Genomic DNA, 23,182 nt, shown 5'->3' on the forward strand with positions numbered 1-23,182 from the left:
CCTGGCGCCCATGCACCGCGGCGCCGCCGGCGCCGGCGCCCTCAACATCGCCCTGCAGGAGGCCCTCACCCCGGCCCGCGAGGGCATGCCGGAGCGCCGGTACGGGGGGCGCGTCTTCCGCGTGGGCGACAAAGTCACCCAGCTGCGCAACAACTATGACAAGGGCGCCGCCGGAGTGTTCAACGGCACGGTCGGCATCGTCACCGACATCCGGCCTGATGAGCAGAAGCTGACCGTCGTCACCGATGAGGACGAGGCCGTCGACTACGCCTTCGACGAGCTCGACGAGCTCGCCCACGCCTATGCGGTCTCCATCCACCGTTCCCAGGGCAGCGAGTACCCCGCCGTGGTGGTCCCGCTGGCCACCAGCGCCTGGATGATGCTGCAGCGCAACCTCCTCTACACCGCGATCACCCGGGCCAAGAAGCTCGTCGTCATCGTGGGCTCGCGGCGGGCCCTGGCGCAGGCCGTACGCACCAAGGGTGCCGGTCGGCGGCACACCGGTCTCACCCACCGCCTCTGATCCCAACCCCTTTCAGTCACAAGTGATTGAAATGTGACCGAACTTCCCCAATTGGTTCCTCGTCTTACATGCAGGAGCATTAAGGTTTTTGGGGTGCGTTTGGTGCAATGGGGGAAAGGATAGTGTTGAACGTTACGCCCGCTTGGAGGAAGCCCGCCACGGCAGTCGCGCTGCTGACGGCGGCCACACTGACGGCTTCGTGCTCATCGGGCGGCGGCGGTGGTAGCGCCGCTCAAGGGGGAGCGGGTGCGCCCGAGGCCACCACGTCCGCCACCCCTCAGGCGCCGACCGTCAAGATCAGCCCCGCGGAGGGCAGCTCCAAGGTCAGTCCTGAGAAGAAGGTCGTCGTCACCTCCGCCGGCGGCGCGCTGGAGACGGTCACCGTCGAGGCCGACGGTGAGGAGGTCGAGGGCGCCTTCAACACCGACAAGACCAAGTGGATCTCCAAGACGGCGCTGAAGCCCTCCACCGGCTACACCGTCTCGGCCAAGGCCGGCGCCACGACCGCCACCAGTACGTTCACCACCGTCAAGCCCGAACGCGCACTGCAGATCGCCGACGTGACCCCCACCGCCAAGGGCGAGACGGTGGGCGTCGGCGCCCCCATCATCGTCACCTTCAACCAGCCGGTCACCAGCAAGGCCACCATCGAGCGCGCCCTGGAGGTCGAGGCGGAAAAGCCGGTCGACGGCGCCTGGCGCTGGATCAACGACACCGTCGCCATCTACCGCACCGCCAAGTACTGGCCCGCCCACCAGAAGGTGAAGCTCAACGCCCGCATCAAGGGCATCAAGGGCGGCAAGGGCCTGTACGGGGTCAAGGACTACTCCGCCACCCTCAAGATCGGCGCCAAGCAGATCAGCAAGGTCGACGTCAAGAAGCACATGATGTACGTCTACAAGGACGGCAAGCGCGTACAGACCATGCGCATCAGCGCGGGCATGGCCACCACGCGCGAGTACACCACCACCTCCGGCGTGCACCTGACCATGGAACGCGGCAACCCCGTGCGCATGATCTCGCCCGGCCGTAAGAAGGGCGACCCCGGCTACTACGACGTCATGATCAATCACGCGGTCCGCATCTCCAACTCCGGCGAGTACGTCCACGCCAAGGACAACGTGTGGGCCCAAGGCGTGAGCAACGTGAGCCACGGCTGTGTCAACGCCCGCCCTGACCAGGCCAGATGGTTCTACGACAACTTCCAGCGGGGCGACGTCGTCGACATCACCGGCACCAGCCGCGAGCTGGAGTGGAACAACGGCTGGGGCTATTGGCAACTGCCGTTCTCGCAGTGGAAGAAGGGCAGCGCACTGAATGGCAAGGACAAGGCCTGACCTGGTGCACATCCGTCAAGGTCGCGACGGTGACGTTCCTGTCGTCTTGGGCATGTTCGACAGCGCCGTCGCCTGGCTCGTCTCCCAGGGACGCACCGGGCAGTGGGGCAGCAGTCCCTTCACCGGCAACGACAAGCGCACCCGCCAGGTCACCGGCTGGCTCGAGCTCGGCGGCATGCGGATCGCCGAACTCGACGGCCGCTCCGCCGGCTGCGTCGTGGTCGGCGCCGCGCACGACTACGTCGCCGCCGCCACCGAGCCCGAGCTGTACGTCCAGGCCCTGGTCACCGACCGCCGCTACGCCGGGCACGGCGTCGGCCGCGCCCTGCTGGACTGGGCCGTGGCCGAAGCCGGCCGGCGGGGCGTCGGGCTGGTGCGGGTCGACTGCTACGCCGGCGACGACGGCCGCCTGGTCGACTACTACGAAAGCTGCGGCTTCACCCGCGCCGCGCCCTTCACCGTGGGGGAGTGGCCCGGCATGCTCCTGCACCGCCGCCTCTGAGGCGTGGGCCGCTTGGCGCGCGTGGGCCGGCGTCAGGAGAAGCCGGCGGCCCGCCCCAGCGGTGTGGTGTCTCCCGGCCGCAGCGGCGAGGCCAGGAACACCGGTGCCTGCGCCATGAACCGCGGTCGGCTGCCCAGATGCTCCTGCGCCCCGTGCACCGTGAACGGATGCACCACATACACATCCCCCGGCGAGCCCGTGGCCAGCGCGATGGGCCGCTCCTGCCCCGCCTCGTCGAACACCGGCCCCATCTGCATGGGATCCAGCACCCGCTCATCCAGCAACGCCGCCATGTCACGCTGCGAGCCGGCCCGCACCCGCGTCGGCGCGTCCCGCGGCCCCACCTCCGACAGCAGCACCAGCAGCAGCAGCGTCTCCGGCCGCCCGCTCACCCCGTAGCCGCCGTCCGCCCGGGCCGTGTTCGCGTCGATGTGCCAGCCGCGATCATCGGCAGCCGGCACCACCGGGAACCGGATGGGCATGTTGCCCACGCTCCCGCGCGGCACCCAGCCGCCCGCGCCCGCCACCGCGTCCAGCGCCGCACGCAGCCGTTCGCTGTGCACGATCTGCCCGAACGGTCCCTCTCCGGTCAGGTCGGCCGTCCACACCACCGGCTGGGTCCAGCCCGAGGGGTCGTCGGGCGACAGGCCGATCCGCTCCCACAGCAGCGCCCTGGCCGCATCGCCCACCTGGCGCGGCACCACCGCCTCGACCTTGGCGAACCCGTCGGCCACGAAAGCCTCGACATCGATCACATCCACAAACGGCACGCTAACAGCGCCGTCCACCGATTTTTCCACGCGCGTGATCATCGGCGGTGACCGGCAAGGTGGTCACCGTGGCGCCTCGTGCGCGCGATCGGGCCCGGACAGTCATCCCGCCTGGCCGTCCCTGGCGCATGTCCGGCAGAGGTTCTCTTGCCGCTACCGGATGCGGTCCCAGCAGGTGCGCTCCGCGGCGGCCGGGTCGTCGGCGACCGGTGAACACGCCGCCGGAGGGGACCGGGAGGTGGTGATCAGCGGGGCATCATTCCGGCGATCAGGGTCTGCGGGTCGTGGATACCGGCCAGATGGCCGAAGCCCTCCGCGTAGGCGGCGATGTCGGACTGGAGGCGGCGCAGGTGGGCGCGGCACTCCTGGTCGCCGGGCCAGGCCGACTCCGGCTGGTCCGGGTGCTCGTGTTCCCAGGCGGTCAGCAGCGGGTGCCACTTGGACAGGAACGGGCGCAGCTCCTTGTTGAGCATCGAGATCGCGAAGTACTCCACGGTCTGCCCGCCCGGCACGGGGGCCGAGGGGCGACTGGTCTTGAGGGCGTCGCGGGTGGTGGCGAACAGGCCGTACAGGGAGTTCATCGCCTCCCTGACCAGGCCCTCGTCGTCGTCGAGCGACTGAACGGAGACCCGGGTGACGGTCTCGACGAACAGCTGCCAGGCGACCTGGCGGCTCTCGTTGTTCACCAGGAAGGTGAGCTCGCTGAGCTGCGGCACGGTGACCTTCACCTCGGTCAGCCTGGCCGTCCTGGAGTAGAACTGGGCCACGGTCACGGCCGCCATCCCGGCGACCGTACCGGTGACCACGAAGATCCACCGGCCGCCCGCCTCGGTCATTTCGAAGATCGCCAAGCCGACGATCGCGCCGACGAGTGCCGCCGCGAGCAGCCGCACCCATCGCACCTGCATGATCGCGACGACACGTGCCTTCATCGGGGGTCCATTCCTCGGCCGACTGCGACGATCACGACTTTACGTGTGATCTACCCTCCGGCTGTAGGGGTTGGGCGTGGTTTCAGCAGACCTTCTGGAAGGGTGTGCCCGGTGGCAGGTATCGGCGCCACTCCTGCTCGGTGAGTGAGCGGCCGGCCGCCGCGCAGACCGAGGGGAACGGATCCGCCGGGAGGTTCACCTTCCACAGCAGGATTTTTCCGGCGTCGTCGGAGCTGGCCAGGGTCTTGCCGTCCGGGCTGAAGGCCAGAGCCCAGATCGAGTCGGTGTTGCCCTTGAACGGGTTTCCGATCGGCTTGGTGGTCGCCGTGTCCCAGAGCTGGACGTTCTCGTCTGCGTCGGTGGCCAGCGTTGCGCCGTCCGGGCTGAACGCGACTTTGGAGATGGTGCCCGTGCGGTCCTTGAAGCTTCCCTTCGGCCGGCGGTCGGCCGTGTCCCAGATCCTGACCGTCCCTTCCTCGCCCACGGTGGCCAGGAGCTTGCCGTCCGGGCTCAACGCCAGCCACGTGACGTCCGGGATCGGGGCGCCGATGGGCCGGTGGGTGGCCGTGTCCCAGAGCTTGGCGGTGTCGCCTCCCGTGGTGGCCATGGTCCTGCCGTCCGGGCTGTAGACGATCTCGTGGACGACGTCGTCGTGGGCTTGGATCGGGTCGGTGATGGGGCGGCGCGTGGCGGGGTCCCACAGCTGGATGAGTCCCTGGCGGAAGGCCGTGGCCAGGGTTTTGCCGTCCGGGCTGAACGCCAGCACCACGATGGCGCTGGTCTCGGCTTTGATCGGGGCGCCGATCGGGCGCCGGGTGACCATGTCCCACAGGTGGAGGTTCCCGTCGTCGTCACCGATGGCCAGCGTCTTGTCGTCCGGGCTGAGCGCCACCGGCCAGACGAAACCGGACTTGCCGGGGATCGGCGTTCCGATCTGCTTTCCGGTCCGCCGATCCCAGACGCGGATGGTTCCGTCCTCTCCGCTGCTGACCAGGATCTTGCCGTCCTTGCTGTACGCGAGCTGCGAGACCTCGCCGGTGTGGCCGGTGAGCGGGTCGGTGATCGGCTGCCGGGCGGCGGTGTTCCAGAGCCGGGCGGTCCCGTCCTCGCCGGCGGTGGCCAGGGTTCTGCCGTCCGGGCTGAATGCCACGGCGATGACGTGGCCGCTGTGGCCGGTGAACGCGTCGCCGATCGGCTGCCGGGTCGCGGGGTTCCACAGCCGGGCGGTCCCATCCCAGCTGGCGGAGGCCAGGGTCCGGCCGTCCTTGCTGAAGGCGAGTCCGGTGACGACGCTGGTGTGGCCTTTGACGGGTTTTCCTATGGGTTTGCCTGTGGCGGGGTTCCACAGCCGGATGTCTCCGTCGTAGCCGCCGGTGGCAAGTGTTGTGCCATCTGGGCTGAACGTGACGGCTCGGATTTCATCGGTGTGGCCTTTGAAGGGTTTCCCCACGGGTTTGCCTGTGGCGGGGTTCCATAGGCGGGTGGTTCCGTCGCGGCCGGAGGTCGCGAGGGTCTTGCCGTCCGGGCTGAACGCCACCCCGCTGACCTCGCCGGTGTGGCCGGTGAGCGGGGCTCCGATCGCCTGCCCGGTGGCGGGATCCCACAGCCGGGCGGTGGCGTCCTGGCCCGCGCTGGCCAGGGTCTTTCCGTCCGGGCTGAAGGCCAGGGCCCAGACGGTGGACCGATGACCTACGAGCGGGTTTCCGATGGTTTTCCTGTTCGACGGGTCCCACAGCCTGATCGTCCCGTCGGTGCCGGCGACGGCCAGGGTTTCGCCGTCCGGGCTGAACGACAGGGCTGTGCCGCCGTCCTTGATCGGATCGCCGATGGGCTGGCCGGTCGCCGGATCCCATAAGCGGGTGGTGCCGTCCGTGCCGCCGGTGGCCAGCGTCAGACCGTCCGGGCTGAACGCCACCGCGCCGCCGTGGAAGGTGTGACTGTTCAGTATGGCGCGCACGGGGGAGGCCAGGGCGGCGAGCATGCCGTAGCGGGCCTCGGGGGTGTGGTCGAAGTGCCAGGCCGTGGCGGACAGCAGGCCGGAGACGATCGGGTCGCTGTCACCGACCTGAATGCCGCGATCACTCAGCAGGTACGACAACGCCTGCCTGCGCTGGGCGTCGGCTCTGATGCGTTCGATGTCGGCGATGTTGGCCGCGTTGACGGCGGCGGCGGCCGCGATGACCGCCGCCGTGGTGAGGACGGACAGCCCGGTCCACGAGAATCGCCGGAACCGGCGGGCCAGCCGGTGCTGGCGGACGTCCTCGCCGACGAGTTCGTCCTTGGCCCGGTCGTGCAGGGTGGCGGCGAGCGTCGCGACGGCGTCAAGGAAGGCGGGGTTGTTGAGCGACAGGTCGCTCTGACTGCGGATCGAGCGCAGGTCCGCCCACAGGGGCGCCTCGGTGAACCACCTGAGCAGCGACTCGGGCAGCGCCGTCGTCAGGGTCTCGTCGAAGTGCCCGGCCGCGTGGTCCCAGACAATCTCGCCGTCGGTGACCACGATGAAGATGGGCCGTCCTGGTTCGAGCGAGCGCCAGTGCTCGACCTCCCGCCGTACCCAGACCGAACGCGCCGATTCGGGTGAAGCCAGCAGGACGAAGCAGCGCGACGCGTCGAGCGCGGCCTCGATCGTCGTCCACAACCCCGGTGACGCCGACAGGCTCCGCGCATCGCAGAAGACCCGCAACGCCCGCAGCTTGTACCAGGGGCGGGCGAACTGGTGCAGCCCATCGCGGAGGGCGGGGCCGAGCAGGCCGTCGGCGGCGCGGCTGTAGGAGATGAACGAGTCATACGGACTTGGAGTTGAGGTCCCGCGGCTTCCAAGCACGTTCACGATCATATAGACGCGCGGCTGAGTACCGGTTACTCATGCGCCCTTTTCCACGCCTCCCCATACTGAGCTGAATTCGAATTCTGGAGGGGACCACGGAATGAGAACCATTCGTGCGTTAGCCGCGTCGTTCCTGGTGCTGGCCTGGGTGGCGTATCTCGGGCCGAGCCCGGCCCAGGCCGCGACCGTGGAGGTCACCGTCAGCCTGTACCGGGTGGTCGAGCTGTCGTGCGACGAGGGTGCGGGCGAGTCCTGCGGTAACGACTACTACCCCAAGTTCAAGATCGGTCAAGAGGATCTGTACGACGGCAAAGACGATTACTGCTGCGCCCACGGACCCGACTTCAGGACCAACTGGGTCCACAAGGCCACCGTCGACACCAGCCAGAACCCCGTCGACATCCACCTGGAATTGTGGGACCAGGACGACCTGAGCGAGGACAACCCCATTCACTGGGCCAAGAACGGGGATTATCTGGATCTCAAATTCGACCTGAACACGTGCGTGTTCACCGGCGGCGGCCTGACCGCCGAGCAGGGGGCGGGCGCCCTGACCCTGTCGGGGGAGAGCGAGACCGTCGGCACGGACTCGGCCCGCGGCTTCTTCACCATCACCACCCCCGCCTGTATCGCGCTGGCCAAGGGCGCGGGCGGCGACAGCGACAACGACGGCATCATGAACGCCTGGGAGACCCCAGGCGTGGGTTATGACGTCAACAACGACAACACGATCGACCTGGCCCTGGGCGACCCGCCTTACAACGCGCTGCCTTACCGCAAGGACCTGTTCGTCGAAGCGGACTACATGAAGGACAACGAGCCCGACTGGCTGGGACTCGGCGACGTCGTGGACGTGTTCGCCAACGCGCCGGTCGACCCCTATCACCCTGACCCGGTCAATCCGGCGGCGACCAAATACCTGGGCGTCAATCTCCACGTGCTGAAGGACGAAGAATTACCGAAGACGGCCAATATCGTGTTCGAGAAGTCCGACCCGATACTCGTGGACTTCAACGAGCTCAAGAACGGCGAACCGCCGGGCGCCTGCACGGGACACTTCGGCACGCTCGACGACCGCAAAGACAGCAACTGCGCGAACCTCCTGAAGGCCAAGCGTGACGTGTACCGCTACATGATCTTCGCCGAGAGCTTCGACGAAAACCCCGATTCCTCAGGCACGTCCGAGTGGTATGCCGCCGCCGGCGGAGTCGGGCCCCAGGGCGGCAATGACTTCATCGTGACGCTCGGCACGTGGGGCGTCACGGCGATCAATGACGTCGGCGGAAAGAGGAACGCCGAGGCCTCGACCTTCATGCACGAGCTCGGGCACACGCTCAGCCTGGGCCACGGCGGCGACGACGCGGTCAACTGCAAGCCCAATTACCTGAGCGTGATGAACTACACCCTCCAGTTCCCCGACCTCAATTTCACCCGGCCCATGGATTACAGCAGCACGGCCAGAGGCACCGCGCTCGGCACCACTCCCGATACCCGGCTCAAGGAAGCCAGTCTCGACGAGAACGTCGGGGTGCTCGGAACGCCGCACCCCGACCGCTACACCGTGTACGGGATCAAGGGCAAACCCCAGGTCGAGCCCGCCAACAACGGCCCACTCGACTGGAACGGCGAAAAGGGCAACACCCAGGTCGGCATCCCCGCCGACATCAACTACATCAAGTCCATCGGCAAGCCCGGCAAGGGATGCAACATCCCCGACGCCACTCAGACGCTGCACGGCTACGACGACTGGGCCCACCTGCAGTACAACCCCAGGCTCAACGCCGACGGCTTCTCCGACGGGGCGCCGCGAAGCATGCCCGATGAGCTGACGGAAGAAATGGTCCTGGCCATGTCGCAGAAGGCCGACCTGAAAGTCGCCAAGTCGGCCGACCAGGCCGAAGCCGACGGCGGAGACACCGTGAGCTACACCGTCGGCGTCACCGACCTCGGCCCGGGCAAGGCCACCGCCATCTCGCTCACCGACACCCTGCCCGACGGCACCACCCAGCAGCGCTCGCTGCCCGATCTGAACAAGGGCGACGTGCACACCATCACACCGAAGTTCACCTACCAGGTGCCGTGCGACACGACCGACGGCACCGTGCTCACCAACAGCGTCACGGTGACCGGTAACGACACAGACGGCGTGCCCGACCCGTACACCGACGACAACACCGCGCGGGCCACGACCACGGTGCGCGCCCCGGTGCTGACGGTGGACGAAACGGCGACGGCCACGGTCAACGCCGGTGAGGCGATCACGTACACCATCACCTACGCCAACACCGGCGGCGGCGGCGCTTCCAACACCGTCATCACCGGCACGCTGCCGGCCGGCGTCTACTACAGCAAGGCGCTCGACCTGGGCGCAGGGCCGAAGCCGGACTCGGTGACGCTCAACGCCGACGGCACCAGGACACTGGTCTGGAACGTGGGCGGCCTGCCCGCCAAGTCCGGCGAGCGGAGCATCGTCTTCACCGCGCGGCCGACGCTGCTGGCGACGGCGGGCACGGCGTACACGAGCGACGTGTCCGTGAGCTACAAGAACGCCGGCGGGGCGTGCACCTTCGCCCCGGTCACGGACTCGGCCGCAACCACGGTCACGGTCGTGCCGCCCACCAGGGATCCGCTGTCCAAGGGCTACTGGAAGAACCATTCAGGGCAGTGGACGGCCGAGTTCCTGGCCCGCATCCAGGCCACCGACCAGCGCTACGACACCGACCAGGGCGGCGCCCTGTCCGCAGCCGAGATCAACTCCGCCTTCAGTGACACCAACGGGCCCAAGACCGTTCTCCGCGAGCACGCCCTGGGCACGTACTTCAATCTGGCGACCAGGCGCGTCAACGCCGGCACGGCGATCGACTCGAAGACGACCCGGCTGCTGGGCCTGAGCACCGTGCGCGACGCGGTGATCTACGCCCAGGACACGATGGCGCTGCCGATCGACTCCAGCACCTCGGCGCGCTACAGCGACATCATCGGGGTGCTCGACGACATCAACGCCAACAAGATCGAAGTGTACTGACACGACCCGGACGGCCACCACGCGCATCGCGTGGTGGCCGAACCCCTTGCTTCGGCAGGCGCGGCCTCCGGATGGATGACCCCCCGCCCAGCTCACCAGGTCTTGCCGGCCTGCTCCCGGATCGTCCGGTTGATCCGGTTGTAGAAGTTGGTCAGCGCGATCTCCAGGTTGATCGCGGACAGCTGCTTCTCGTCGAAGTGGGCCGCGGCGGCGTCCCAGATCTCATCGGTCACACCTGGCGCGCCATCCTGGATCCGGGTGGCGGCCTCGGTCAGCGCGAGCGCTGCCCTCTCCGCCTCGGTGAAGAAGGGCGTCTCGCGCCAGGTGACCACGTTGTGCAGCCGCTCGTCGGTCTCTCCGTGCTTCTTGGCCGACGCGACCCCGGCAAAGACGCACGGGCTGCAGCCGTTGATCTGGCTGGCCCGCAGGTGGACCAGCTCGAGCACGAGCGGGTCGACGCCACCGGCGTGAATCGCCTTGTAGAGGTGCTGGATCGCCGTCATCACGTCGGCGTTCGCCCGGCTCTTCAAGCGTGCTTCCATCGGTCTTGCTCCTTCATCGGTTACCTGGGCCCATCCGGGCTCGTCATCCCCATGACGGAGCAGATCCGAGGAAGGTAACAACATGTCCAACACCAGCCCGGCGGACCCGGTGGGCGAGGCGTTCCAGGCCCAGCGCGACCGGCTGCGCGCGGTCGCCTACCGCATGCTCGGATCGCACGCCGACGCCGAGGACGTCGTCCAGGAGGCCTGGCTGCGGCTCTCCCGCCAGGACACGGCGACCATCCACAACCTCGCCGGCTGGCTGACCACGGTGGTCGGCCGGATCAGCCTCGACGTCCTGCGATCGCGCCAGGCCCACCCTGAGGCGTCCTACGACGACCGGCTGCCCGAACTCGTCGTGACAGCCGACGACGGCCCTGCGCCAGAGGACGACGTGGCGCTCGCCGACTCGGTCGGGCTCGCGCTCCTGGTCGTCCTGGAGTCGCTCGGACCGAGCGAGCGGCTGGCGTTCGTGCTGCACGACCTGTTCGCGGTGCCGTTCGACGAGATCGGCCAGATCCTCGGCAAGTCTGCCGACGCCGCCAAGATGCTCGCCAGCCGCGCCCGCAGGAAGGTGCAGACGACCGAGCGGCCGCCGGCCACCGGACGGGAGCAGCGAGAGGTGGTCCAGGCCTTCCTGGCGGCGGCTCGCCGCGGCGACTTCGAGGGGCTGCTGCGCGTGCTCGACCCCGAGGTGAGGCTGACCGTCGACACCCCCACCGGTGTGGTCGTCATCCTCGGCGCCACCAAGGTCGCCGAAGGCGCATCCGCTCGAGTCGCCACCGGCGCAGCCGCGAGAGGGCGAGCGGTGCTCGTCAACGGCCTTCCCGGGTTCGTCTCCTGGCGCGAGGATGGAACTCCGCTCTCGGTCATGGCGTTCACCGTCGCCGACGGCCGGATCGTCGCCATCGCGACCGTGATTGCCCCGGCCAGGCTCGCGTCGATGAACCTGCCGGATCCGGGGTGAGTCACCGCCGAGGAGCACGGCGACGTTGTACGCGACGCCCTCGGCCGTGAGGCCGAGGGCGTCGCCGACCCGTTCGACGAGCTCGACGTCCCAGGTGGAACCGGGCGCTACGGCCGGTGGGAAGCACTACGCCCGCTGATCATTCCGGTCGGCACCTCGGTGTTGCCGGCTTCCAGGTAAGTGCGGCCACCGTAGTGGTAGTTCTCGCCGGCCCGCGAGAAGCAGGCCGGCAGGACACGAGGCCGGGTCACGGCCGGTATGGCGGGTAGCGTCGCCGCGGCCGGGTCCGTGCCGCCGGCGCCCTTCGGCGTCTCGGAGCTGCAGCCCGGCAACCAGGTGCTGCCAGTGCGGCTGAGGCGGTCGTGCGAAGGAACTCGCGTCGATTCGGTCTCGGCCAGGACGCGTCGGCTGGCCACGATCATGGCGGCGCCGATGCCCTGCAGAGCTCGGGCGGCCACCATCCACCAGCCGGTGGGCCAGAGCCCGATCAGGAGCGAGGCGGCACCGAAGATCTTTGCGGGTCGGATGCGCCTCCCTGCGGCCGGGGGAGTGACCCTCCTTCGGGGTACTGGCGTTACCTCCTACACTCCCGCCACCGTGCTTACGCTGGAGTTATGGGCCAGATCGACCAGCGCGCCGAGGTGCGGGAGTTTCTCAGCTCGCGGCGGGCGCGCATCACTCCGGAGCAGGCGGGGCTGCCCGCCTACGGCGGCAACCGTCGCGTCAAGGGGCTGCGGCGGGAGGAGGTCGCGATGCTCGCCGGCGTCTCCATCGACTATTACGTCCGCATGGAGCGGGGGAACCTGTCCGGCGCCTCCGACAGCGTGCTGGACGCCCTGGCTCGCGCGCTGCAATTGGACGAGGCCGAGCGGGAGCACCTGTTCTCCCTGGCCCGGACTGCCGGCCCGGGCCCGCGCCGTCGCCGCACGCCGCCGACCAGTGTGCGGCCGGTGATCCAGCAGGTGCTGGATGCCATCACCGATGCCCCGGCCTGGGTGCGCAACGGCCGTCACGACATCGTCGCCATGAACCGCCTGGCCCGCGCCCTGTACGCCCCCGTCCTGGCCGACCCGCGCCGCCCGGCGAACACCACCCGGTTCGTCTATCTCGACCCGGCGGCGCGTGAGTTCTTCGTCGACTGGGACCGGATCGCCAACGACGCGGCCGCCATGCTCCGGCTGGAGGCGGGCCGCAATCCGCACGACCGGGGGCTGATCGAGCTGGTCGGTGAACTCTCGACGCAGAGTGAGGTCTTCCGGCAGCGCTGGGCCTCCCACGACGTGCAGTTCCACCGCAGCGGTCAAAAGCGGCTGCGTCACCCGGTGGTCGGCGAGCTCGACCTGAACTTCGAATCGATGGAGCTGCCCTCTGAGCCCGGCCTGACTCTCAACGTCTACACCGCCACCCCGGGCAGCCCCACCGCCGACGGACTCAAGATGCTCGCCAGCTGGGCAGCCACCCAGGACCTCGCCGAGGCACAGCAGCCGGCCCCGGACCAGAGCTGACCCGCGCCCATACCCCTGCGGCCCGGTGCGCGGACTGCGCAGCGGGTCCGAAAACTCCTCTGGGGGGTTCTGCCATTACCTGTAACAGCAGGCCCTGCCGCATGCTCGAGCATGCGCGTTTGATGGAGGTTGAGCAGGGAGAACCCCGGCATTCGGGAGGAGAAGGCGCATGAGGGCAACGTTGATCGACGGTGCCGGTGCGCACACCCCGAGGCCGGGTGAGGTGGTGGCGCCGTTCCTGTGGCGGACGACAGCTGCGAATCCTGCGGCGACGCCCGCGCGGCTTTACCTGTAACCGACCCTGACCCGGCCTGCCGGTCGAACGGCCGCGGGTAGGTCCGACGACGAATACGAAACACGGAAAACTCTGATGCGAGCTACTTTCATGTACGGTGCCGGTGACGTGCGCGTGGAGAACGCGCCCGACCCGGCGATCCAGCAGCCCACCGACGCGGTCGTGCGCATCGTGCGTTCGTGCATCTGCGGCAGCGACCTGCACCCGTACCACTCCCTGCCTGTCTCCGAGCAGGGAACCCCGATGGGGCACGAATTCCTCGGCGTGATCGAGGACCTCGGCTCGGAGGTGTCCGGGCTCAAGCGCGGCGATGTGGTGGTGGCGCCGTTCGCCTACTCCGACAACACCTGCCTCTTCTGCCGCGAGGGCCTGCACACCTCGTGCCTCAACGGTCGATTCTGGGGCCGCGACGGGGTGGGCGGCGGCCAGGCCGAGGCGATCCGCGTCCCGCAGGCGCAGGGCACGCTGGTCAAGCTGCCCGTCGGCGAGGACTCGGAGCTGCTGCCGTCGCTGCTGACGCTGTCCGACGTGTACGGCACCGGCTACCACGCCGCCAAGCAGGCCCACGTCAATGCGCGCACCACGGTGGCGGTCATCGGCGACGGCGCGGTCGGGCTGATGGCGGTGCTGTCGGCCAAGCGCCTCGGAGCCGAGCGGATCATCCTGATGGGCCGCCACGACGAGCGCACCAAGCTCGGCATCGACTTCGGCGCCACCGACGTCGTGCCCGAGCGCGGCGCCGAAGGCGTCGAGCGGGTGCGGGAGCTGACCGGCGGCCAGGGCGTCCACGCGGTCTTGGAGGCCGTCGGCTACATGAACGCCTACGAGACCGCAGTCGGCGTCGTCCGCCCCGGCGGAGTGATCAGCCGCGTCGGCGTGCCGCAGTACGAGGACGCGCCGATCGGGTTCGCCAGCCTGTTCGGCCCCAACATCACGCTGACCGGCGGCCCCGCTCCCGCGCGCGCCTACATCGAGGAACTGCTGCCCGACGTGCTGGAGGGCCGGGCGGAGCCGGGCCGGGTGTTCGACCGGACGATCGGCCTGGAGCAGGTGCCCGACGGCTACCGCGCGATGAACGACCGGACCGCGCTGAAGGTCCTCATCCAGCCCTGACGCGAAGGAGAACGATGGCCGCCTGGACCAGCGATGAACTCACCGCTATCGGCGACGCCGAAGAACTGGACCTCGCCTCCCGCCGCGACGACGGCACACTGCGCCGCCCGGCGACGATCTGTACGTCCGCTGCATGAACGGCCGCTCCGGCGCCTGGTACCGCGGCACCCGAACCCGCCACCAGGGCCGCATCTCGGCCGGCGGCGTCGAGGCGGACGTCGCCTTCACCGACGTCGATCCCGCCGACTCCGCCGTCCACGACCGGATCGACGAGGTCTACCGCACCAAGTACCGCCGCTACGGCGCCGGCATCATCGGCGGCGTCGTCAACCCCGAGTCGCGAGCCGCGACGATCAAACTCGTTCCGGAAAGGTGATCATGAAGCGCATCAGGCTGGGCGATCTGGACGTCTCCCGCATCGGGCTGGGCTGCATGGGCATGTCCCACGGCTTCACCGGCGCCGGCAGCGACGACGCCGAATCCATCCGCACGATCCACCGGGCGCTCGACCTGGGCGTCACGTTCCTCGACACCGCGGAGATCTACGGCCCGTACGTCAACGAGGAACTCCTCGGCAACGCACTCAAGGGCCGCCGCGACCAGGTCGTGATCGCCACCAAGTTCGGCCTGATCTCCCACGTCGGCGACGGCCCCTGGAACCTCGACAGCAGCCCGGCCAACATCCGCGCCGCGGTCGAAGGCTCGCTCAAGCGGCTGGGCACCGACCACATCGACCTGTACTACCAGCACCGGGTCGACCCGAAGGTGCCGATCGAGGACACCATCGGCGCGGTGGCCGAACTCGTGCAGCAGGGCAAGGTCCGCCACATCGGCCTGTCCGAGGCATGGCTGGACACCATCCGCCGCGCGCACGCGGTCCACCCGATCACCGCGCTGCAGTCGGAATACTCGCTGTGGACCCGCGACCAGGAAGACCAGGTGCTGCCGCTGCTGCGCGAGCTGGGGATCGGCTTCGTCGCCTACTCCCCGCTCGGCAAGGGGTTCCTGACCGGGAAGATCCGGTCGGAGAGCGACTTCGGCCCCGACGACTTCCGGGCGACCAACCCCCGCTTCACCGGCGAGAACTTCCAGCGCAACCTGGCGCTCGCCGACGAGGTGCGGGCGATCGCCGCCGAGGTCGGCGCCACGCCCGCGCAGGTCGCCATCGCCTGGCTGCTCAGCAAGGGCGACGACATCGCCCCCATCCCGGGCACCAAGCGGGTCTCGCGTCTGGAGGAGAACGTCGCCGCCGACGACGTCGAACTGACCGCCGGGCAGCTCGCGAAGCTCGACAGCCTGCCTCCGGCCGCCGGTGGGCACCACAACGAGGAGCAGATGCGGATGATCGAACGCTGACAGGCCATCCCTTCTGCACCCGTAGAGAAAGGACGTCCCATGCGGACGGTCACCCTGAACAACGGCGTCGGAATGCCGATCCTCGGCTTCGGCGTCTACCAGATCCCGCCCGAGCAGACCGAGCAGGCGGTCACCGAGGCCCTCGAGGCCGGCTACCGGCTGCTCGACACCGCGGCCGCCTACCGCAACGAGGAAGCCGTCGGCCGCGCGATCAAAAGCAGCGGCATCCCGCGCCAGGAGCTGTTCGTCACCACCAAGCTGTGGATCTCCGACACCGGCCAGGAGAGCACCAAGCGCGCCTTCGACACCTCGCTGTCCAAACTCGGCCTGGACTACCTCGACCTGTACCTGATCCACCAGCCCTTCGGCGACGTCTACGGCTCCTGGCGCGCCATGCAGGAGCTCAACCGCGAGGGCCGCGTCAAAGCCATCGGGGTGTCCAACTTCTACCCCGACCGGCTCATCGACCTCATCGACCACAACGAGATCACGCCCGCGGTCAACCAGATCGAGACCCACCCGTTCTTCCAGCGCACGGCCGACCAGCAACTCATGCACGAGCGCGGGGTCCAGATCGAGTCGTGGGGACCGTTCGCCGAGGGCCGGGGCAACCTCTTCACGCATCCCGTCCTGAGCGACATCGCCGAAGCGCACGGCAAATCCGTCGCGCAAGTGGTGCTGCGCTGGCTCGTCCAGCGCGACGTCGTCGTGATCCCGAAGTCGGTCCGGGCCGCCCGGATGGCCGAGAACTTCGACGTCTTCGGCTTCGAGCTCACCGACGATCAGATGGGCCGCATCGCCGCCCTGGACACCGGCGCCTCACAGTTCTTCGACCACCGAGACCCCGCCGTCGTCAGCCGGCTCGGCAACATCCGCCTCACGGACTGACCCTTGGCCGGCGCCACGGCATACCGAGCACGCACCTGGCAATGGAGGAAACCACGCATGAACGTCCTGGAAAAACGCCCCACCAGCAAGGGCCCGGCCGAATGGTTCACCGGTGACGTCTGGTTCGACGTCATCTACGCCGGCACCGAGCCGTCGCGGATGCGGGTCAACATCGTGCGCTTCGCACCCTGCTCGCGTACCGCCTGGCACCGCCACGCCACCGGACAGACCCTGCACGTCACCGAAGGCATCGGCCTGGTGCAGTCCCGCGGCGGCCAGATCGTCGTGATGCGGCCCGGAGACACCGTCCACACCCCGCCCGGCGAATGGCACTGGCACGGCGCCGCACCCGACCACTTCATGGCCCACCTGGCCATGTGGGAAGGCACCGGCGAGGCCGGCACACCCGAAACCGAGTGGGGTGAGCAGGTCACCGACGAGGAATACCGCGCCCGCTGTCGACCAGGTACAGGATGTCGCGGCCGACCGGGTCCGGGCCGGACGGGCGAGGCAGTTCCAGCCGGACCGCTGCGGCCGCGCTGGGAGTGCGGGCAGCCTGCCCAGAGGCCGCCGCGGCGGTCGTGGGGCAGGCCACGGCGGTCAGGCTGAGACAGGCCGTCAGCGCGACGGCCGGCAGGCGCAGCCGGATGGGGTTGGTCGTCAAGGCATCTCCTCGTTGGGGCGGGTCATACGTCGCGGCGACGTACGACGATCAGGGTCAAGACGGCGGCGGCCAGCGGCCACAGCGCGAAGGCGGCCCACGAGCCGGCCACCGTGGGCAGGGCGGGGTCGTCGAGGAGCTGCGGCAGGCCCAGGCAGGTGCGCCAGAGGTAGAAGGGGACCAGCGCGTACAGGTCGTTGAGCCACTGGTGGACGGTGGGCTGGAAGAAGGTGGGCACGATGACCAGCGCGGCGCAGACGGTGACGACCGCGCCGGCAGTGTGCCGCACGAGCGCGCCGATGCCCATGCCGGCCAGTGCCGACACCGGGGCGAGCAGCGCGTTGGCGGCCAGCACGCGCAGCACACCGGGGTCGCCGAGCCAGACGGCGACTCCACGGCCGGACAGGATGGCCTGGCTGACGCCGAACGTGCCCGCGGAGATGAGCGTGCCGGGTGGCGAGCGTGACGGCGGCTGTGACGGTGAGTTTGGCGGCCACGACGCGGTGGCGGGCCGGGACGGCGATGAGGGTGGTGCGGATCAGGCCGGTGGCGTACTCGCCGACGATGGTCAGGGCGCCCAGGCTGCCCGCGCCGATCATGAGCATGCAGGCGGCCAAGGCGCTGAACGCCTCGTTGAGGGGGTTGAACCTGGCTCTCTCCATGGCGGTGAAGCCCGGCCAGCTGTTGTAGGCGTCCAGGCTGCTCTGAGCGGCGAGCGCGACGATGGCCAGCGTGCCCAGGCCGAGCAGGCAGAGCGAGGAACTGCGCCTCGACGTCATCGACGACGGACGCGGCGCCGCCGGCCACGGCAGCGGGCACGGGATCGCCGGCATGCGCGAACGGGTCGCCCTCCTGGGCGGCGACTTCAGCGCCGGCCCCCAGCCCGGCGGCGGCTTCCGCGTCACCGCCCGCCTGCCGCTCACTCCTGCCGGCCGCGCGGCCAACCAGGTGGGGGCGCCGTGACGATCCGCGTCGTGCTGGCCGACGACCAGCCGCTGATCCGCGCCGGCCTGCGCATGGTCATCGACACCGCCCCCGCCATCGAGGTCGCCGCAGAAGCCGGGACCGGAGCCCAGGCCGTCCAGCTCACCAGGCGGCTGCGTCCCGACGTGGTGGTGATGGACATCCGCATGCCCGGCATGGACGGCATCGAGGCCACCCAGACCATCATCGCCGAGTCCCCGGCCACCCGCGTGATCATGTTGACCACGTTCGACGACGACGACAACGTCTACGCCTCCCTGCGCGCCGGGGCGAGCGGATTCCTGGTCAAGGACATGGCGCTGGAGGACATCCTGTCCGCCGTCCACGTCGTCGCCGCCGGAGACGCCCTGATCGCGCCCAGCGTCACCCGCCGCCTCATCGAGGACTTCGCCCGCCTTCCCACCCTCCCTCCCCGCCCGCGCGAGCTCCTGGGCGTCACCGGACGCGAACGCGAGGTGCTCACCCTGGTCGGGCGCGGCCTGTCCAACGCCGAGATCGCGGCCCAGCTGCACATCAGCCCCGGCACCGCCAAGGCGCACGTGGCCAGCCTGCTCACCAAGCTCGACGCCCGTGACCGGATACAGCTGGTCATCATGGCCTACGACGCGGGCCTGGTGTCCCCGTCGAGCTGACCGCACCCCGCCGTTGCTGCGGCGCTTGCTCCGGGAGGGATCCGGCAGCTGCCGGCCGCGTCAGCGGCGGTGGCGCCAAGCCGGGCTACGTCACTCGCCGGCGGGGCCGATCGGCGTGGCGGGCCTGCCGAGCAGGCGGGCACGTACCCAGCCGAAGATCGACGGCCCGCCCGCGAAGCACCACAGCGCCACAACCGGGTCGCAGATGGCGCAGCCGAAGGAGGAAAGCGCGTCGAACGGGAGAATGGGGCTCCCCTTGAGGTGGTGCACGACGTCCCAGGCGGTGTGGAGCAGCCAGCCGATGCCGATCCACGTCCAGCTCTTGAGCCCTCGGTAGGCGACATAGGTCATGACGACCGGCAGGACGAGCTCCCAGTACCCGAGTCCGCCTCCGCTGAGGTAGGCGGCGCCCGCACCGCCGACCAGCACGGCGTTGACCTGGCGTCGATGCGGCTCGGGGACCAGGGATATGAGGCAGACGCCGATCAGCCCGATGACGATCGGCATGATGATGAACATGGGGTGTGGCAATCCGTTCTAGGTTTCAGTTGGCAGGGGTCTGCTCGTGGCCGCCGCCTTGTCCAGGCGCCGCAGGGCCAGCAGCCCGCCGATCCCCGGCAGCCAGGCCAGGGCGGCGGCCACGAGGGTGCGCCGCGGATCGCGGGCGGCGGCCACGACGGTGAACAGGTACGCGCACCCATGGATCGGCCCGGCCAGCGAGGAGACAGCGGGCAGGTGCACGGTGGCGAGGTTGCCCAGCAGGACGATGAGCGAGGCGAACTCGGCCGCGGCGGCGATGCGCAAGGGCCTTCCGGCACGGCTCACACTCACACTCCCGTGGTGGAGCCGGGCCGGACGATCATCAGGACCGTCACGACGGCCCACAGCAGGTTGAAGACGCCGGTCAGCAGGCCCAGGCGCGCCGTGGAACCCCGCAGCGCCGAGGCCCCCTCGAGCGCGGCGACAAGGCGCTCCTGCCCCGGCAGGACCAGCAACGCCAGGACGCCGGCCGCCGCGGCGGTGAGCACGATCGAGGCGATCAGCCACGCCTCGCCCAGGACGTGGAGACTGCCGGCGGTGGCGAGGCCGAAGACCGGCACGGCCAGGCCGATGACGGAGTAGACGCGGCAGATGCGGTGCAGGAGCCGGACGGAGGCGAGCGAGGGCGCGTCCGGTCCGGCGCGGCGCACCGCGGCGGGGGGCCGGCCCTCTGCCCGGCGGCCGCACGCTCCATCGCAGCGCCGGCCGCGCCCCACGGGGTGCCGATGATCGGGTTGTTCCGGATGCCTTCGGTGGCAGACATGGTGAACGGCGTACTTTCCTCGGTCGAATGTGCGGTGTGGACGGTCAGAGGGCGGGGAGAGGCCTCGGCTGGACCACACGACGCCGCGGCGCTCGTGGGCGAATGCGCATGCATCAGCGCTGCTCCTTCTTCACGTGCTCGGATCTCGCAGCGCAAAGGCTAGACCGGCCGCCCCACGGCTCCCCATGGGCTGAATCGACAATTTCCAACGAGTTCCCGCCATCCAGCCCCACCTGCGAAGACGACCGCGTCAGACGCTCCACCTGCCTGTTCGCGGCTGGCGAGTTCTCGCCTACCGTGTCCTCATGCACACGGTGGCGGTCCTGGCCCTGGACCATGTGGTGGCGGCCGACATGGCGACGCCGATCGAGGCGTTCGGGCGTGCCCGGCTGGCCGACGGACGCCGGCCCTACCGCGTCCTGGTCTGCGCCGCCACACCGCAGGTGGCCAGCGACACCTTCACCCTCATCGCCCCGCACGGCCTGCAGACGCTGCGGGAGGCCGACACGATCGTCGTGCCAGGATGCTCCGAGCAAGCCGCCCCGCCCACCCCGCAGGTGCTCGACGCCCTGCGCGACGCCGCCACCGCCGGCACCCGGATCGCCTCCATCTGCGCGGGAGCCTTCACCCTCGCCGCGGCCGGGCTGCTGGACGGACTGAGCGCGACCACGCACTGGGTGGCGGCTCGCCGGCTGGCCCAGATGTACCCGCAGGTGGATGTGCAGCCGGACGTCCTGTACGTCGACAACGGCCAGATCCTCACCTCAGCCGGCGCCGCCGCCGGCCTGGACCTGTGCCTGCACATCATCCGGCGGGACTTCGGCTCGGCGGTCGCCGCGGACTCGGCCCGGCTGTCGGTGATGCCCCTGGAACGGGAGGGCGGCCAGGCCCAGTTCATCCTCCACAACCAGCCTCCCGTCCCCCGAGGCTCGCTCCTGGAGCCGGCGCTGACATGGATCGAGGACAACCTCGCCCAGGACGTCACATTGGCGCAGATGGCCATGCACAGCGGGATGAGCGAAAGGACCTTCAGCCGCCGCTTCCGCGAGCAGACCGGCACCACACCGCTGCAGTGGCTGCTGCGAGCACGCGTACGCCGCGCCCAGTTCCTGCTGGAGACCACCGACCACGGCGTCGAACGCATCGCCGCGCAGGCCGGTTTCGGCTCGGCCACCGCGTTCCGGGAGCGGTTCAAACGCGTCGTCGGCGTCACGCCGCAGACCTACCGCTCCTCCTTCCGGACGAACGCCACCTGACCTCCCGCCCGCCCTTTCGTGAACGGACGAGCCCGCCGTCGCCCTGGCGGCATCGACCGCCTCACACCAGCGCGAGCTGCGCCGCACGCGGCTCGCGCCGCTCGGCCGCAGGCACACCGCACCGCATCCCGTACATCTGGCACAACTGCGCGATCTGCCCCGTGATGCGCCCCTCATAATCCGCCGACGGCAACCCCGAGCGGTCATACAGCTCCTCATACCGCTCCACCAGCTGCGGATGCGCCTGCGCCAGCCACTCCAGATACCACGAACGCGTCCCCGGCGGCAGCCGCAGCACCACCGGCTCCACCGCCCCCGCCCCCGTCGCCGCGATGCGCCGCACCGTCGCCGTCAGCTGATCCGTCGCGTCACTGAGCAGCGGCAGCACCGGAGCCATCAGCACCCGGCACTCAACCCCCGCCTCCACCAGCGCCGACACCAGCTCCAGCCGCGCCTGCGCACCCGGCGCGCCCGGCTCCACCGCCCGCCGGATCCGCTCGTCCACGAACGCGATCGACACCGCCACCCGCGCCCCCGCCCGCGCCAGCAACTCAGCGTCCCGCACCACCAGCGCGCTCTTGGTGTAGACGGTGAACGGCACCGCCGCCTCCGCCAGCGCCCCGATCACCCCCGGCATCAGCCGGTAGGTCTCCTCCGCCGGCTGATAGCAGTCACCGCTGAGACCCACCGCCAGCTCCTGACCGTCCCAGCGCGCCAGCTCCACCCGCAACCGGGCCACCGCGTTCGGCTTGACCACGATCCGCGTGTCGAAATCACGCCCGGCATCCAGGCCCAGCCGCCGATGCCCCACACGGGCGCCGCAACCGCGGCAGGCATGGGCGCAGCCACGGTAGGGGGAGACGGCCCACTGCTGGGCGATGCCCGCGGTCTGCGGCACCCGCTCGATCACCGTGCGGGCCTGCAGCTCATAGAAACCGTCGCGCGCCACCGCACGCCGCTCGATCAGCGGACGCTCGTCGGCGGCGTGTTCGACAAGCGAAAGCGCGTCCCAACCCACACCAACCAATGGAACACGCATTCGACTGGGTTTTCAAGCAGTTCCACCACACGCGGACACCATCTCCGCAGGATCCCACGATAAAATTGGCACAGCCGTACCACTTTGTCCTATTGGGGGACCCCCATGCCCTGGCTCCTGCTCTCCCTCGCCATCGCCTCGGAAGTCCTGGCCACCTCCGCACTCAAACTCAGCAACGGCTTCACCCACATCGCCTGGACCATCGTCGTCGCCGCCGGCTACATCACCTCCTTCGTCCTGCTCTCCCAAGCCCTCAAGCTCCAGCTCGAAATGGGCACCGCCTACGCCGTCTGGTCCGGCGCCGGCACCGCCGCCATCGCCCTCATCGGCGCCGCCTTCATGGGGGAGACCCTCACCCCGCTCAAGATCGGCGGTATCCTGCTCATCATCGGCGGCGTCGTAGTCCTCAACCTCGCAGGTGGCCATTGAACCCGCACCAGGACACACCGGCAGACCACCCCCGCCCCGCGCACACCCCGAAAACAGACGCCCGCACCCCGGCAAGAGACGCGCACACCCCCCACCCCGCCCGCCACGAGCCGGCGCCGGCACAGCAGCACCACGCACCCGAAAACCCCACGCCGCAAAAGCAGCCACATCCAGGGGAGCAACCACAGCCGGGCAGGCAATCGGGGGAGCGGACCCACCCAGGCGAAGGATCCCGGCCGGGGGAGCGGCCCAACACCGCGACCCCCACCTCCAGCCCCACACAGGCCCGCGGTCGA

General features: G+C 69.6%; 27 protein-coding genes. 17 read left to right on the plus strand and 10 right to left on the minus strand.

Translation table 11 applies throughout. The features are described 5' to 3' along the window. The 3 genes from AB0J09_RS25095 to AB0J09_RS25105 all read left to right on the plus strand — a co-directional run. Window positions 1-523: ATP-binding domain-containing protein (locus tag AB0J09_RS25095; protein ID WP_360695610.1), on the plus strand; the 523-nt coding region annotated here is incomplete at its 5' end. Between the two features lie 125 nt (window positions 524-648). Continuing rightward, window positions 649-1,860, plus strand: a complete 1,212-nt coding sequence (locus AB0J09_RS25100; protein ID WP_360695613.1) for an Ig-like domain-containing protein — start codon at window positions 649-651, stop codon at window positions 1,858-1,860. A gap of 52 nt (window positions 1,861-1,912) precedes the next feature. After that, entirely contained in the window at window positions 1,913-2,362 is a 450-nt protein-coding gene (locus tag AB0J09_RS25105) for a GNAT family N-acetyltransferase (protein WP_360695616.1), read from the plus strand. 32 nt (window positions 2,363-2,394) lie between these two features. Here AB0J09_RS25105 and AB0J09_RS25110 read toward each other — a convergent pair whose 3' ends face one another. The 3 genes from AB0J09_RS25110 to AB0J09_RS25120 form a co-directional block, all read right to left on the minus strand. Further along, the gene (locus AB0J09_RS25110; protein WP_360695619.1) at window positions 2,395-3,123 is read right to left on the minus strand and encodes a phytanoyl-CoA dioxygenase family protein; all 729 of its coding nucleotides are present in this window, start codon (window positions 3,121-3,123) and stop codon (window positions 2,395-2,397) included. A gap of 254 nt (window positions 3,124-3,377) precedes the next feature. Then, window positions 3,378-4,064 (minus strand): hypothetical protein, encoded by a 687-nt coding sequence (locus tag AB0J09_RS25115; protein WP_360695622.1) that lies wholly within the window; start codon window positions 4,062-4,064, stop codon window positions 3,378-3,380. Window positions 4,065-4,146: 82 nt separating this feature from the next. Further along, window positions 4,147-6,888 (minus strand): TIR domain-containing protein, encoded by a 2,742-nt coding sequence (locus AB0J09_RS25120; RefSeq protein ID WP_360695624.1) that lies wholly within the window; start codon window positions 6,886-6,888, stop codon window positions 4,147-4,149. A 103-nt stretch (window positions 6,889-6,991) separates the two neighbouring features. On the opposite strand from AB0J09_RS25120, the gene AB0J09_RS25125 reads away from it, so the two are divergent. Further along, window positions 6,992-9,916, plus strand: coding sequence for a hypothetical protein (locus tag AB0J09_RS25125; protein ID WP_360695627.1), 2,925 nt, complete (start codon window positions 6,992-6,994; stop codon window positions 9,914-9,916). 92 nt (window positions 9,917-10,008) lie between these two features. Here the strand turns inward: AB0J09_RS25125 and AB0J09_RS25130 are convergent, their stop codons facing one another. Next, window positions 10,009-10,458, minus strand: coding sequence for a carboxymuconolactone decarboxylase family protein (locus AB0J09_RS25130; protein WP_360695630.1), 450 nt, complete (start codon window positions 10,456-10,458; stop codon window positions 10,009-10,011). An 82-nt stretch (window positions 10,459-10,540) separates the two neighbouring features. On the opposite strand from AB0J09_RS25130, the gene AB0J09_RS25135 reads away from it, so the two are divergent. After that, entirely contained in the window at window positions 10,541-11,425 is an 885-nt protein-coding gene (locus AB0J09_RS25135) for a sigma-70 family RNA polymerase sigma factor (RefSeq protein ID WP_360695633.1), read from the plus strand. A gap of 107 nt (window positions 11,426-11,532) precedes the next feature. Here AB0J09_RS25135 and AB0J09_RS25140 read toward each other — a convergent pair whose 3' ends face one another. Then, the gene (locus AB0J09_RS25140; protein WP_360695636.1) at window positions 11,533-11,886 is read right to left on the minus strand and encodes a hypothetical protein; all 354 of its coding nucleotides are present in this window, start codon (window positions 11,884-11,886) and stop codon (window positions 11,533-11,535) included. Window positions 11,887-12,048: 162 nt separating this feature from the next. Between AB0J09_RS25140 and AB0J09_RS25145 the strand changes: the two genes are divergently transcribed. The 7 genes from AB0J09_RS25145 (at window position 12,049) to AB0J09_RS25175 (ending at window position 17,191) form a co-directional block, all read left to right on the plus strand. Beyond that, window positions 12,049-12,930 carry a helix-turn-helix transcriptional regulator gene (locus AB0J09_RS25145; protein ID WP_360695683.1) on the plus strand — a complete coding sequence of 294 codons (882 nt, stop codon included), beginning with the start codon at window positions 12,049-12,051 and terminating at the stop codon, window positions 12,928-12,930. Between the two features lie 370 nt (window positions 12,931-13,300). Next, window positions 13,301-14,338 (plus strand): zinc-dependent alcohol dehydrogenase family protein, encoded by a 1,038-nt coding sequence (locus AB0J09_RS25150; protein ID WP_360695638.1) that lies wholly within the window; start codon window positions 13,301-13,303, stop codon window positions 14,336-14,338. 14 nt (window positions 14,339-14,352) lie between these two features. Continuing rightward, the gene (locus AB0J09_RS25155; RefSeq protein ID WP_360695641.1) at window positions 14,353-14,475 is read left to right on the plus strand and encodes a hypothetical protein; all 123 of its coding nucleotides are present in this window, start codon (window positions 14,353-14,355) and stop codon (window positions 14,473-14,475) included. Next, window positions 14,472-14,714 carry a DUF2255 family protein gene (locus AB0J09_RS25160; RefSeq protein WP_360695644.1) on the plus strand — a complete coding sequence of 81 codons (243 nt, stop codon included), beginning with the start codon at window positions 14,472-14,474 and terminating at the stop codon, window positions 14,712-14,714. The genes AB0J09_RS25155 and AB0J09_RS25160 overlap by 4 nt, the downstream gene beginning before the upstream one ends. A 2-nt stretch (window positions 14,715-14,716) precedes the next feature. Continuing rightward, the gene (locus AB0J09_RS25165) at window positions 14,717-15,694 is read left to right on the plus strand and encodes an aldo/keto reductase (protein ID WP_360695647.1); all 978 of its coding nucleotides are present in this window, start codon (window positions 14,717-14,719) and stop codon (window positions 15,692-15,694) included. A gap of 39 nt (window positions 15,695-15,733) precedes the next feature. Then, window positions 15,734-16,582 carry an aldo/keto reductase gene (locus AB0J09_RS25170; protein WP_360695650.1) on the plus strand — a complete coding sequence of 283 codons (849 nt, stop codon included), beginning with the start codon at window positions 15,734-15,736 and terminating at the stop codon, window positions 16,580-16,582. A 57-nt stretch (window positions 16,583-16,639) separates the two neighbouring features. Continuing rightward, a complete protein-coding gene (locus AB0J09_RS25175; RefSeq protein ID WP_360695653.1) occupies window positions 16,640-17,191 on the plus strand; it encodes a cupin domain-containing protein in 552 nt (183 codons plus the stop codon). 77 nt (window positions 17,192-17,268) lie between these two features. On the opposite strand, the gene AB0J09_RS25180 is transcribed toward AB0J09_RS25175, so the two are convergent. Then, window positions 17,269-17,607, minus strand: coding sequence for a hypothetical protein (locus AB0J09_RS25180; protein ID WP_360695655.1), 339 nt, complete (start codon window positions 17,605-17,607; stop codon window positions 17,269-17,271). A gap of 98 nt (window positions 17,608-17,705) precedes the next feature. Between AB0J09_RS25180 and AB0J09_RS25185 the strand changes: the two genes are divergently transcribed. From AB0J09_RS25185 to AB0J09_RS25195, 3 genes are read left to right on the plus strand one after another with little or no spacing between them, the layout of a single operon-like run. Then, window positions 17,706-17,933: a hypothetical protein gene (locus tag AB0J09_RS25185; protein ID WP_360695658.1), complete on the plus strand. Its 228-nt coding sequence runs from the start codon at window positions 17,706-17,708 to the stop codon at window positions 17,931-17,933. A gap of 42 nt (window positions 17,934-17,975) precedes the next feature. Further along, window positions 17,976-18,206, plus strand: a complete 231-nt coding sequence (locus AB0J09_RS25190; protein WP_360695661.1) for an ATP-binding protein — start codon at window positions 17,976-17,978, stop codon at window positions 18,204-18,206. Continuing rightward, window positions 18,203-18,859, plus strand: a complete 657-nt coding sequence (locus tag AB0J09_RS25195; RefSeq protein ID WP_360695664.1) for a response regulator transcription factor — start codon at window positions 18,203-18,205, stop codon at window positions 18,857-18,859. Before AB0J09_RS25190 ends, AB0J09_RS25195 begins: the two co-directional genes overlap by 4 nt. Before the next feature lie 90 nt (window positions 18,860-18,949). Here the strand turns inward: AB0J09_RS25195 and AB0J09_RS25200 are convergent, their stop codons facing one another. The 3 genes from AB0J09_RS25200 to AB0J09_RS25210 are packed head-to-tail and all read right to left on the minus strand — an operon-like array spanning window position 18,950 to window position 20,049. Next, window positions 18,950-19,366, minus strand: coding sequence for a DUF6010 family protein (locus tag AB0J09_RS25200; RefSeq protein WP_360695667.1), 417 nt, complete (start codon window positions 19,364-19,366; stop codon window positions 18,950-18,952). Between the two features lie 30 nt (window positions 19,367-19,396). Further along, on the minus strand, window positions 19,397-19,684 hold the full coding sequence (locus tag AB0J09_RS25205) for a hypothetical protein (RefSeq protein WP_360695670.1): 288 nt from the start codon (window positions 19,682-19,684) through the stop codon (window positions 19,397-19,399). Between the two features lie 2 nt (window positions 19,685-19,686). Beyond that, complete coding sequence (locus AB0J09_RS25210) at window positions 19,687-20,049, minus strand: hypothetical protein (RefSeq protein WP_360695673.1); 363 nt, start codon at window positions 20,047-20,049, stop codon at window positions 19,687-19,689. A gap of 418 nt (window positions 20,050-20,467) precedes the next feature. Between AB0J09_RS25210 and AB0J09_RS25215 the strand changes: the two genes are divergently transcribed. Next, the gene (locus AB0J09_RS25215) at window positions 20,468-21,418 is read left to right on the plus strand and encodes a helix-turn-helix domain-containing protein (RefSeq protein ID WP_360695676.1); all 951 of its coding nucleotides are present in this window, start codon (window positions 20,468-20,470) and stop codon (window positions 21,416-21,418) included. Window positions 21,419-21,479: 61 nt separating this feature from the next. Here AB0J09_RS25215 and AB0J09_RS25220 read toward each other — a convergent pair whose 3' ends face one another. After that, window positions 21,480-22,436: a radical SAM protein gene (locus AB0J09_RS25220; RefSeq protein ID WP_360695678.1), complete on the minus strand. Its 957-nt coding sequence runs from the start codon at window positions 22,434-22,436 to the stop codon at window positions 21,480-21,482. 126 nt (window positions 22,437-22,562) lie between these two features. Here AB0J09_RS25220 and AB0J09_RS25225 point away from each other — a divergent pair, with 126 nt between their 5' ends. Continuing rightward, the gene (locus AB0J09_RS25225; protein ID WP_360695681.1) at window positions 22,563-22,886 is read left to right on the plus strand and encodes a multidrug efflux SMR transporter; all 324 of its coding nucleotides are present in this window, start codon (window positions 22,563-22,565) and stop codon (window positions 22,884-22,886) included. The last annotated feature ends 296 nt before the right edge of the window (window positions 22,887-23,182 follow it).

The organism is Nonomuraea sp. NPDC049784, from assembly GCF_040659615.1.
GTDB lineage: Bacteria > Actinomycetota > Actinomycetes > Streptosporangiales > Streptosporangiaceae > Nonomuraea.